The 12,053-nt window shown below is 43.8% G+C and carries 7 protein-coding genes; 2 read left to right on the top strand and 5 right to left on the bottom strand.

The genetic code is table 11. The features are described 5' to 3' along the window. Positions 1 to 4: 4 nt before the first annotated feature. On the bottom strand, positions 5 to 2,503 hold the full coding sequence (gyrA, locus tag C8N47_RS06505) for a DNA gyrase subunit A (protein ID WP_107821728.1): 2,499 nt from the start codon (positions 2,501 to 2,503) through the stop codon (positions 5 to 7). 279 nt (positions 2,504 to 2,782) lie between these two features. Between gyrA and C8N47_RS06500 the strand changes: the two genes are divergently transcribed. Next, positions 2,783 to 5,305 (top strand): ATP-dependent Clp protease ATP-binding subunit, encoded by a 2,523-nt coding sequence (locus C8N47_RS06500; RefSeq protein ID WP_107821727.1) that lies wholly within the window; start codon positions 2,783 to 2,785, stop codon positions 5,303 to 5,305. A gap of 113 nt (positions 5,306 to 5,418) precedes the next feature. On the opposite strand, the gene C8N47_RS06495 is transcribed toward C8N47_RS06500, so the two are convergent. From C8N47_RS06495 to fabG, 4 genes are all read right to left on the bottom strand, one after another. Continuing rightward, on the bottom strand, positions 5,419 to 6,465 hold the full coding sequence (locus C8N47_RS06495; RefSeq protein WP_107821726.1) for a mechanosensitive ion channel family protein: 1,047 nt from the start codon (positions 6,463 to 6,465) through the stop codon (positions 5,419 to 5,421). Positions 6,466 to 6,525: 60 nt separating this feature from the next. Then, positions 6,526 to 8,415, bottom strand: a complete 1,890-nt coding sequence (locus C8N47_RS06490; protein ID WP_107821725.1) for a SpoIIE family protein phosphatase — start codon at positions 8,413 to 8,415, stop codon at positions 6,526 to 6,528. Positions 8,416 to 8,454: 39 nt separating this feature from the next. Continuing rightward, on the bottom strand, positions 8,455 to 9,330 hold the full coding sequence (locus C8N47_RS06485; RefSeq protein ID WP_107821724.1) for a PfkB family carbohydrate kinase: 876 nt from the start codon (positions 9,328 to 9,330) through the stop codon (positions 8,455 to 8,457). A gap of 89 nt (positions 9,331 to 9,419) precedes the next feature. Then, positions 9,420 to 10,166: a 3-oxoacyl-[acyl-carrier-protein] reductase gene (fabG, locus tag C8N47_RS06480; RefSeq protein ID WP_107821723.1), complete on the bottom strand. Its 747-nt coding sequence runs from the start codon at positions 10,164 to 10,166 to the stop codon at positions 9,420 to 9,422. Between the two features lie 305 nt (positions 10,167 to 10,471). Here fabG and mnmE point away from each other — a divergent pair, with 305 nt between their 5' ends. After that, positions 10,472 to 11,869, top strand: a complete 1,398-nt coding sequence (gene mnmE / locus C8N47_RS06475; RefSeq protein WP_107821722.1) for a tRNA uridine-5-carboxymethylaminomethyl(34) synthesis GTPase MnmE — start codon at positions 10,472 to 10,474, stop codon at positions 11,867 to 11,869. Positions 11,870 to 12,053 lie beyond the last annotated feature (184 nt).

Genomic DNA, 12,053 nt, shown 5'->3' with positions numbered 1-12,053 from the left:
TTCTTTATTCTTCTGTTCCAGTGACTTCGGCACCTTCAACATCGTCGTTGTTATTCTCATCTTCTTCGAATTCCACGCGGGCAACAGATGCAATTGCATCTTCATTGCGAAGGTTGATCAGGCGCACTCCTTGCGTAGCACGTCCCATCACACGAATTTCAGCAATCGGCACACGAATAGTAATACCATTCTGTGTGATAATCATCAGGTCGTTGGTGTCGTTAACACTTTTGATTGCAATCAGGTTTCCTGTTTTTTCGGTTACGCTGATTGTTTTAACACCTTTTCCACCACGGTTTGTAATCCGGTAGTCTTCGATGCTGGAACGCTTTCCGTAACCTTTCTCGGAAACAACAAGTACGTCTTCTGATTGATTTTCTACAGAGATCATGCCAATAACCTCATCTTGCTCACTACCAAGGCTTATACCCCGAACGCCGGAGGCTGTACGCCCAATGGCCCGAACGGTTTGTTCATGGAAACGAATCGCTTTGCCCGATTTCACCGCAATCATCAATTCGTGATTACCATTGGTCAAGCGCGCTTCCAGCAACTGATCTCCATCGCGAACTGTAATGGCATTAATTCCGTTTTGGCGCGGCCGCGAGTAGGCTTCGAGCGAAGTCTTTTTAATCGTACCTTTCTTCGTACAAAGAATGATATAGTTATTATTAATGTACTCGGCATCGTCCAGACGTTTTACATTGATGTAAGCCAACACCTGATCGTCTTGCTCAATGTTCAATAAGTTCTGAATTGCACGTCCTTTGCTTGTTTTGGTTCCCTCGGGGATTTCGTAAACCTTCAGCCAGAAGCACTTCCCTTTTTCGGTGAAGAGCAGCAGGGTGTTGTGCATGGTGGCGATGAATAAATGTTCCAAAAAGTCTTCATCGCGGGTTGTACTTCCTTTGGAGCCAACACCTCCCCGTCCCTGGGTTTTGAATTCAGAAAGTGGAGTTCGCTTAATATAGCCCAAATGCGAAATGGTGATCACCATCTCTTCGTCGGCATAAAAATCCTCCGGGTTAAATTCTTCAGCGTTCGGAATAATCTCTGTTTTCCGCTCGTCGCCGTATTGTGCTTTAACGGCAACTAATTCATCTTTAATGATCTGCATACGAAGATCTTCATTGGCCAAAATTTCTCGGCAATGCTCAATAAATTTCATGATATCTTCGTATTCCTGATGCAGCTTATCTTGCTCAAGACCAGTTAGCTGACGCAAACGCATCTCTACAATTGCTCGAGCCTGAATTTCGGACAGGCTGAAGCGGGCAATTAAGCTTTCACGAGCTTCATCCGGCGTTTTCGATCCGCGAATGATGGCAATTACTTCATCAATATTGTCCGAAGCAATAATTAAACCTTCCAGGATGTGTGCTCTTTTTTCGGCCTGTTCCAATTCGTACTGTGTACGACGCACAACAACCTCGTGACGGTGATCAACAAAGTAGCGAATAAGATCTTTCAGATTCAGCAACTTAGGACGACCATTTACCAGAGCAATATTGTTTACGCTGAACGAAGTCTGAAGCTGTGTATATTTATAAAGCTTATTCAGAACAACATTCGAGATCTCGTCTTTTTTAACATCAACAACGATACGCATCCCTTCGCGATCCGATTCGTCATTCACGTTCGAGATACCTTCAATTTTTTTATCATTAACAAGCTCGGCGATTTTTATGATCAGCTCGGCTTTATTTACCAAGTATGGGATTTCGGTCACCACTATTCGCTCGCGACCGTTTCCATGCGTCTCGATATGAGCCTTACCACGCAGCACAATACGGCCACGGCCGGTTTCAAAGGCTTCTTCTACGCCTTTATAACCATAAATAATACCTCCTGTCGGAAAATCGGGTGCCTTGATAATCGGAATTAGCTCGGCAATTTCAATCTCTTTATTATCGATGTATGCCGTAATTGCATCAATCGTATCCGACAGGTTGTGCGGTGGCATATTGGTTGCCATCCCCACCGCAATACCGGATGCTCCGTTAACCAACAGGTTGGGAATCCGCGTAGGCAACACCGTTGGCTCACTCAGCGATTCGTCAAAGTTAGGCTGAAAATCAACCGTATTTTTATCGATATCACTCAATGTTTCCTCTGCGATTTTGGCCATACGGGCTTCCGTATAACGCATGGCAGCAGGGCTGTCGCCATCAACCGAACCGTAGTTACCCTGGCCGTCAACCAAGGGATAGCGCAAGGACCAATCCTGCGCCATACGCACCATAGTCATGTAAACCGAAGAGTCTCCATGGGGGTGATACTTACCAAGCACCTCCCCTACAATTCTTGCAGACTTCTTATATGATCGGTTCGAGAAAACTCCTAACTCACTCATTCCGAATAAAACACGGCGATGCACCGGTTTTAGACCATCGCGAACATCTGGAAGAGCACGAGAAACAATCACCGACATGGAATAGTCGATGTAAGCAGTTTTCATCTGCTCTTCAATATTAATCTTAATAATTCTTTCGCCTTCAGTCATTTAATACTCCTTTCAAAGATTTTTTTACTTCTAAAAAAACGACTTACAAAAATAAAAAAATACTCTTAAAACGGCAGTCCCGGAAGGCTTTTTCCCCGGCGAATCGAAATTAAATTTCAACAGGCAGATGTTTAAAAAATCAATAAGTCGAACACTTCCAGAACCTACCTTTTGCCTATTTTTAAACTGAGAAATGCTATTTTTACAAATCATCTGAAACAACCTTTCAGATTTAGCATTGTTACAGAAAAAACCGTTAATTACTTTAACTTAATAGATATGGATTCTCAATTTTCTCCACGTATAAAGGATGTACTTTCCTACAGTCGCGAAGAGGCGATTCGCTTAGGAAACGAACAGATTGGGCTGGAGCATATTTTTCTGGGAATTTTAAGAGATGGCGAAGGAGTTGCTATTGACATTTTAACAACATTAGGCGTTAATTTATCAGAGATCAAAATAGCTGTTGAAAGCGAACTACGAACAGACAAAGAAATTGATCCTCAGGCTTCGGTGCAGCTCTTAAAATCGGCAGAAAAGGCTTTAAAGCTGGTTTACCTGGAAGCCCGGGCTTTAAACAGCCAGACAATCAACACCGGACATTTACTGCTTGCAATTTTAAAAGATAAGGATAGTCAGATCTCCATGATTTTGAGCGAATATCATATCAACTATTATATTCTCAAATCGAGACTGGAAGACTACAAAGAACCGCAGGCAAAATCGGATTTCGGAGATGAGGAAGATGAAGAAACCGACGATCCGTTTTCAAAATCCTCCTCCTCGAACCCGGGGATGCATAAAAAACCGGGCAATGCCAAGTCCGAAACACCTGTTTTGGACAACTTTGGGATTGACATCACCAAGGCTGCCGAAGAAAATAACCTGGATCCCATTGTTGGTCGCGACAAAGAGATTGAGCGATTGGCACAGATCCTGTCCCGACGTAAAAAAAACAACCCGATTCTGATAGGTGAACCCGGTGTCGGTAAATCCGCTATTGCCGAAGGACTTGCCCTTCGTATTGTACAGAAAAAAGTGTCGCGGGTTTTGTTTGACAAACGCGTTGTAAGCCTGGATATTGCGTCAATCGTTGCAGGAACCAAATACCGCGGGCAATTCGAGGAACGTATGAAAGCGATTTTGAATGAGCTTTCGAAGGTTAGCAATGTAATTTTGTTTATTGACGAAATTCACACCATTGTTGGTGCAGGAGGTGCTACCGGATCGCTTGATGCAGCCAATATGCTGAAACCCGCATTGGCTCGGGGCGAAGTACAATGTATTGGTGCAACAACCCTGGACGAATATCGCCAGCAAATTGAAAAAGATGGTGCCCTGGAGCGTCGGTTCCAGAAGGTGATGGTTGAACCTACTTCCGTTGACGAGACAATCCAGATTTTAAATAACATTAAAGAGCGCTACGAAGATCACCACAACGTGGTATACACCTCCGAGGCTATTGAAGCCTGCGTAAAACTGACTTCGCGCTATATTACCGACCGCTTTTTGCCCGATAAAGCAATTGATGCATTGGACGAATCCGGATCGCGGGTGCATATTTCAAATATCAATGTTCCGGATCGAATTGTAAAGCTGGAGCAAAAAATAGAAACCACGCGCGAGGAGAAAATCAAAGCGGTAAAAAGCCAAAACTTTGAACTCGCGGCATCATTCCGCGACAAGGAAAAAAATCTGATCCAATTGCTCGATCAGGAAAAAGAGTCTTGGGAAAAAGAGCTACTGAGTCATCGCGAAGAAGTTTCGGAAGAGAAAGTTGCCGAGGTTGTCGCCATGATGTCCGGGGTTCCGGTACAGCGTATTGCTCAGGCCGAAGGCAAACGCCTGATGAACATGGGCGAGAAACTGAAAGGATCGGTTGTTGGCCAGGATGAAGCGATTAAAAAGATTGTGAAAGCCATTCAGCGCAACCGCGCAGGACTGAAAGACCCCAATAAGCCAATCGGGACATTCATTTTCCTGGGACCAACCGGTGTTGGGAAAACACAGTTAGCCAAAGTTATCGCGAAATACTTGTTCGATAGTGTCGACTCGCTGATTCGCATCGACATGAGTGAATATATGGAAAAATTCGCCGTTTCGCGCCTGGTTGGAGCGCCTCCGGGATACATTGGCTACGAGGAAGGTGGCCAGCTGACCGAGAAAGTGCGACGCAAACCTTATTCAGTCATCCTGCTCGATGAAATTGAAAAAGCGCATCCCGATGTATTTCACCTAATGCTGCAAGTGTTGGACGAAGGGCGCCTGACCGATAGCCTGGGCCGAAATATCGATTTCAAGAATACCATCATCATCATGACCTCGAACATTGGCTCACGGCAACTGAAAGAGTTCGGTACCGGCATCGGATTCTCGACTCCTAAAACAGCTGCTGAAGAAACCGATCATGCCCGGTATGTGATTGAAAAAGCATTGAAACGAGCTTTTGCTCCTGAGTTTCTGAACCGGATCGATGACGTAATCATGTTCAATACGCTATCCAAGGAAGATATCTTCAAGATTATCGACATCGAACTGAAAGGACTATATGAACGAGTGGCCTCGCTGAACTACAAGCTAAAAATATCGAAACCGGCTAAAGAATTTATCGCCGAAAAAGGCTATGATTCCCAATACGGAGCGAGACCATTGAAGCGGGCAATACAAAAATACCTGGAGGACGAAATGGCGGAAGTCATTATTAAAGCCTCGATTACCGAAGGTGACACCATCTCAATCGGCTTCGACAAGAAGAATGAAAAGATCACGGTTAAGATTCTGGGTACCAAAGAAAATGTATAAGTTTCCCTTTAGTAAAATAAAAGAGCCGGTTTATGCCGGCTTTTTTGTTTTACGGAAACACCAATAGCCCATAAAGAACGCTATCGCAGATTACAATTGGCTATTTCCGGCTATTATCTCTTGCCAGGAGACGTACTATCCGGTAAAACAACCCGGGTACGCGGAAGGTGTTGCGGATATTTTTCCTGCACAAAACGAATCAACTCTTCCCTTACCTTAACGCGAAGATCCCAGGCCGCGGGAGAATTTGCAGCACTCATCAAAGCGCGAATCTCCATGGTCATTTCCTTTGAGTCGGTTACCTGCAACACATTCACCTGACCGTCCCACTCCGGAGTCCGCTCCAAAATACGCGTTAGCTCCTCGCGCATGGCATCCACAGGAAAGCCATAATCGACATAGATAAAAACGGTGCCCAAAATTTCGGCAGTAGTTCTTGTCCAGTTTTGGAAGGGCTTGTCAATAAAATAAGTAATTGGCACAATCAACCGTCGTTTATCCCAAATTCGCACAACCACATAGGTCAGGGTTATCTCTTCAATCCAGCCCCACTCTCCTTCCACAATCACCACATCGTCGAGCCGGATTGGCTGCGTAAATGCAATCTGAATGCCCGCCAAAAACAGGGCAATACTACGTTGAGCTGCAAAACCAATAATGATACCGGCAATACCCGCACTAGCCAGTAAACTCATACCAACCTGTCGAATCCGGGGAAAGCTCAAGAGCGATACTGCAAAGGCAAACAGCAGCACCACAATAATCAGAATCCGTTCTATAACAACCAGCTGCGTTTGTATCTTACGGGCTTTCAGGTTATTGACAGCGCTAATATCGTATTTGGCCATGGTCATCATGCGAAAGCTTTTAATCAAAACAATCAAGATCCAACAAATAACAATATTAAATGATATCGACTGCAGGATGTGAAGATCGACAAAGCTATACTCCAGCAGTCCTTGGGGAAATCCGACCGATGCAATACTTAAAATTATTAACAGACCAAGTGGTATCCCCAACCGACCTAAAAGTTTCTGCCACACACGTTCGTAAGCATCATTCCGCGCCATTGCCTTCAATTTTTTCAGGATAAAGACAGCAAGCAAGATACCGACAATTACACTAACAATCACAAATAGAGGTGTTTTCAAATCATTCATAGTGATAGTATTTCTGTTTTTCAATTCCGAAAACAATTGACCGCAAAACACAGGCTAACACTAGCTTCTTTTATAATCGATAATCATCAGACTAATATCATCGGACTGGGCAGCATTGCCTTTAAATGCTCTTAAACAATCCAGAATGTATTGAGTTGACGCTTTTGCCGGTAAGTCTGGCATATCAGCAATACAATTTCGGAGATTCTCAATGCCAAACAATTCATCCTGCTCGTTCCGACAATCGGTTACACCATCCGTATAGAGTACCAGACGATCTCCGGCTTTCAATATTCCGGTATCGCCGCCATACGATTTGGATGAATAAACACCAATTGGTAATCCGTGCGTTTTGTCCAGCGCATGAACCTTGCCACCTCTGGTGATAACATACGGATAATTGTGCGCAGCATTACAGTAACTCAACTCGCCCGTTTCAACATCCAGTATCCCCAGAAATAAGGTCAAGAAATGCTGATTCGAGTTTTGAAGGCTTAATTCATCATTTACTTTTTCTACGATCTGACTTGCTTTCAGCCCCTTCGATTTTCCTTTAATCAGCGTATGTGCAACAGCCATAAAAAGGGCGGCAGGAATGCCTTTCCCGGAAACATCGCCCATCGTGAATAGCAAATGATTGGAGTCGACATAAAAATAATCGTACAAATCACCCCCGATCGACTCAGCCGGATCGAGTATCGCGTACAAATCAATTTCGGGACGCCGGGGATCTTTTATAAACTCAGTCGGGATGATAGCTGTTTGTATCTCTTTGGCTGATTTTAAATCTTTTTCAATCTTGCGCTTGTCCTTTTTACTCTGCGTTTGTTCGTTCAGATGCTTGCTGTAATTCTGTTGTAAATCGTGCAAGCTGGACGACAGCAGATCAATTTCGTTCTTCTGAGTCGTAACCAGTAATTCGCCGGAACTTACCCGCTTAATAGATTTGGCAATGGCTGCTAAAGGCGACAACATCCGCCGGAATAATAAAAAGATGATCCCAATGATTACAATCAGGCAGACTAACGAAATAATGACAACATTTCGGAATAAACCGTCGAGTTCAGAAAACAGCTGCCGCGCAGGAATAACAATCAGCACTGTCCAGTAGGTTTTCGGGACAGGAGCAAAATGAAACCACGCTTTCTCATAGTTCAGGGCCTCGGGACGGGCAAAGCCGGATCCTTGTTGATGCGCACGCATCAACGCCTCATAATCGAGCCTTTGCGAAGGAGAAAGAATTTTTTCGGACAACTCGTAGATGTTCTTATTCATAATCATCGAAGAATCCGGATGGGCCAGGAATGTACCGTCCTCACCTAAGATGAAAGACATCGCTCCTTCATCAATTTTTAAATTCGAGTTGATTTGATTTAAGAAATTGAGATTGATTTGCGTAGACAGATAGCCTACCACCGTGCCGTCTTCCTGGTGAATTGGGCAGGTATAGCTTGCAACCAGCAAAGTAGTGTCCAACGGACAGTAAAACGGGGTCGACCACAGCCCGTCGGTTTGTTTCGATACAAATCCTTTAATCGAATTATAATTGGGAAAATTACAATATTCGGGCGAATGAAAGATCTCGACAGTGCCGGCCTTGTTGAATAAACTCAAATACCGCTGTTGGCCTGCCTGCGCAAATTCAACCCGGAATCCGGAAAGAATCGGATTATCTCTCAAAACATTTCCCAGAAAATCTTCGAGGCTTTTCTGCTGCGAATAAAACAGGATTTGGTGACTGGCATTTCGTGTGATTTCCTGCGTTGAAACCACATAAAACGATATTTTGTTCTGAACTTCTACCGACTTATTGATCGCATTTTCCTCGATTTTCTCAATTAAAATACGTTTACTGTAGTTGTAATTCAGATATACAATTACACCAACCGTAATTGTTACAATCACAACAATATATAAGCTTAATTGAAAAGCAATGCTTCTATTATTCATACAGGTAAAGCGTATTTTTATACAAATTATGACTTTTTTTTAAATGAATTGCTCTTTTTTCAATTCGGCAAAACATTTTCTGGTTCCCTCGTACCGGCAGGTTTGGCTCGCAAAAGAACTTGCAAGCCGAAGCGCCGACTCAAAATTTCGGTTTTTAAGCCAGTAATAGCAAAATGCGCCATGCAAAAAATCGCCGGCTCCCAAGCTGTCTTTTATCTTCAGTTTTTCAACAGCAATTTCGCAGATGTGGCCTTGACCGGCGCACAAAATTGAATCTGCTCCCCGGCTGATGGCAACTTCAGACTTTTGATGCTGGTGAAAGAAACGGATAACATCGCCGGACGAATTACAGCCCGGAGGACGAAAATCAGCAGAGCAAATAATCAGGTCAAAAAAAGGAAGCAACGATTCCAAATGAGGCTTCCAACTTCCACCGTCAAAAACAACGGGAATATTTCTGGCAGTCGCCTCTTCGCACACACGCAATGTCATCTGAGGGTAAAAACCATCCACCAGCACAAGCTCCGGTTGCAGCTGGTCGAAGAGAGCTTGTACATCCAGGAAGAACGAATGATCCTCCGGATGATGAGATAAGATTGATCGGTCTCCATTTGCGCTGGTAATAACTGTTGCCAACACCGGATTTGTACTTTTTGCTACAATAAAATCGATCAAATGAACAGCGTGCTCCTGAAGGTCTTGCTGAATTAATGGATTGAAAGGGCTATGACCGACAGCACTTAACAGGTTGGCCTCTCCGGCGAGAAAAGCATACGCAACAGCAGCGTTCAATGCAGGTCCTCCAACTAAAAGATCGGGAGGTTTACATTTCACTTTTTGATTCGACGAGGGAAAGCCGGGAACAAAATATTGAATATCAATTGTGCTTAGTCCTGCAAATAGCACCGAAGACATAAATTGTTGTTTGATGGTTTGAAAGTAAAAGTAAGAAAAAAGCCGGATTGAACATCAATCCGGCTTTTCATTATATCGTATATCTTACATTAAGTGTTCATCGCACCACAAACGTTGATGGTTTGTCCACTCACGTACGAGGACAAGTCAGAAGCCAGGAACAACGCTACTTTGGCAACTTCTTCGGGAGTACCACCGCGTTTCATCGGGATGTTGGCTTCCCAGGCTTTACGGGCATCTTCCGGAATAGCGCCGGTCATTTCAGTAATAATGAATCCCGGAGCAATTGCGTTGCTGCGAATACCACGCGAGCCCAACTCTTTAGCAACAGATTTTGTGAAACCCAAAATACCTGCTTTTGAAGCCGAGTAGTTTGATTGACCAGCATTACCGCTAACACCAACAACTGAACTCAGGTTCACAATTGAACCACTGCGCTGTTTCAACATCGTTTTTTGTACGGCTTTTGTAAAGTTGAAAACCGATTTCAGGTTTACGTTGATGACTGCATCCCATTGTTCTTCGGTCATACGCATCAACAAAGTATCTTTTGTAATACCGGCATTGTTTACCAAGGCATCTACACGACCAAAGTCTTCAACAATCTTGTTAACAACTTCGTCAGTGGCTGCAAAATCAGCAGCATTTGAAGCATATCCTTTTGCCTGAACACCCAAAGCGGCCAATTCAGCTTCAGTTTCTTTCATTGCTTCATTTTCAAACAAGTCGGTGAATGCAATATTGCAGCCTTCTTCCGCAAATTTCAGAGCGATAGCTTTACCGATACCACGTGACGCACCGGTTACAATAGCTGTTTTACCTTCAAGTAATTTCATGTGTGTAAAATTTATTTTTATTGGTTTTCTTTCTTGCCGAATGAACGAAATTTGCTTTGAATAAGTCATTTTTCATCACTCCTGCATCCCAATATTCATTTGCGCAACAAATATAGTGCTTTGATTATTTGCAGTGTCAACTTCAACCTTTTTTTTCTGAAATGCCCGTCGGATCAAGCAAAACGATTAGAATCTTTGACTGAAAAGTTTTAATGATTCAGCAATTTCTAATCGCATCGAATCCTGTGAAATTCTACATTCGCGATTCTTTAAAGATTTCCATACTTTTGCAAAAAAAATGAATTATGCTCGACCAGGCTACAATATGTGCTATCGCAACTTCTCCCGGAATGGGGGCTATTGCAACTATTCGACTTTCAGGTGACGATGCGGTGAAAATTGCAGACGAGGTGTTCCAATCGGTCAACAAATCGAAAAAGCTGGTTGATCAGAAAGCCAACACACTTCACTACGGCACCATCAGCGAAGGTGTCGAAATTATTGATGAAGTGGTGATTTCGCTATTTCGCGCCCCCCACTCTTTCACCGGCGAAGATATTGTCGAAATTGGTTGTCACGGCTCGGTCTACATTCAACAACGTATTTTGCAGCTTTTGATCAAACATGGAGCGCGGATGGCAAAGCCCGGCGAGTTCACACAACGGGCTTTTCTGAATGGAAAGATGGATCTTTCTCAGGCTGAAGCCGTAGCCGACTTAATTGCCTCGAGCAATGCCGCCAACCACAAAATGGCGTTGAAACAAATGCGCGGTGGTTTCTCAAAAGAAATCAGCAAACTGCGCGGGCAGCTATTACATTTTATTGCCATGGTTGAACTGGAACTCGATTTTAGCGAGGAAGATGTGGAATTTGCCGATCGAAAACAATTAATTCAATTAACAAGCGATATCCAACAATTGCTCAGTAAATTAGCAAAGTCCTTTAAACTGGGGAATGTACTAAAAAACGGCGTTCCGGTTGCCATTGTAGGCGAAACCAATGTCGGTAAATCTACTTTGCTCAACGCTTTGTTACAGGAAGAAAAAGCAATTGTGTCGGATATTCACGGCACTACGCGCGATGTAATCGAAGATGTAATTAACCTCGACGGAACTGCTTTCCGCTTCTTCGACACGGCCGGCATTCGCGAAACAACCGACCAAATTGAAAACCTGGGCATCGAACGCAGCTACAACAAATTAGAGCAAGCCGAAATTGTGCTGCTGGTTACCGATCTGACCAATCCAATTGCCCTGATTAGCGAGCGAATTGAAAAAATTCGTAAGCGCATCACAGATCAGGAGCTGATTATTGTTGGGAATAAAGCCGATGTAGCCGGTCGTGAGAAAATTGCTGAAATGCTCGGCTCTATCAATCTTGGCGACCAGGAAAACATCGTTTTCATCTCAGCCAAACAGCAGCAAAACCTGGATAGCCTGGTTGATTTACTCAAAGAAAGCGCCAACCTGCAACAGGCCGAAGGTGCCGACGTAATTGTGTCGAACATCCGCCACTATGAAGCGCTGACACAAGCCCTGGAAGCCGTCAATCGAGTAATCGATGGCTTGCACGACGGCATCAGCGGCGACTTCCTGGCTCAGGATATCCGCGAATGCCTGCACTACCTGGGTGAAATCACCGGTGAAATATCTAACGACGAAGTGCTGGGACATATCTTTAAGAATTTCTGTATCGGAAAATGATCATCCGATTTTTCTTTTACATTATTATTACACAACCCTTACAAATAGGGCCTTTTAGCGATTTTTCAAGGATTTAAAAATTGTTCGTTTTACTGTCCCTTTTCCTTATTTTTACCCTATATTTGTCCCTGTACTGTCCCCCAAATCGATCGAGGGACAGCGAGGGACAAAAATCATTAGTAAC

Origin of the sequence: Mangrovibacterium marinum (genome assembly GCF_003046625.1) — a bacterium.
GTDB classification, from domain to species: Bacteria; Bacteroidota; Bacteroidia; order Bacteroidales; family Prolixibacteraceae; genus Mangrovibacterium; species Mangrovibacterium marinum.
This window is presented reverse-complemented; position numbering and strand designations above follow the sequence as displayed.

Excerpts from the sequence above, each read along its gene's own strand:
- gyrA (WP_107821728.1), bottom strand. The coding sequence starts at position 2,503 with ATGACTGAAGGCGAAAGAATTATTAAGATTAATATTGAAGAGCAGATG.
- C8N47_RS06500 (WP_107821727.1), top strand. The coding sequence starts at position 2,783 with ATGGATTCTCAATTTTCTCCACGTATAAAGGATGTACTTTCCTACAGT.
- C8N47_RS06495 (WP_107821726.1), bottom strand. The coding sequence starts at position 6,465 with ATGAATGATTTGAAAACACCTCTATTTGTGATTGTTAGTGTAATTGTC.
- C8N47_RS06490 (WP_107821725.1), bottom strand. The coding sequence starts at position 8,415 with ATGAATAATAGAAGCATTGCTTTTCAATTAAGCTTATATATTGTTGTG.
- C8N47_RS06485 (WP_107821724.1), bottom strand. The coding sequence starts at position 9,330 with ATGTCTTCGGTGCTATTTGCAGGACTAAGCACAATTGATATTCAATAT.
- fabG (WP_107821723.1), bottom strand. The coding sequence starts at position 10,166 with ATGAAATTACTTGAAGGTAAAACAGCTATTGTAACCGGTGCGTCACGT.
- mnmE (WP_107821722.1), top strand. The coding sequence starts at position 10,472 with ATGCTCGACCAGGCTACAATATGTGCTATCGCAACTTCTCCCGGAATG.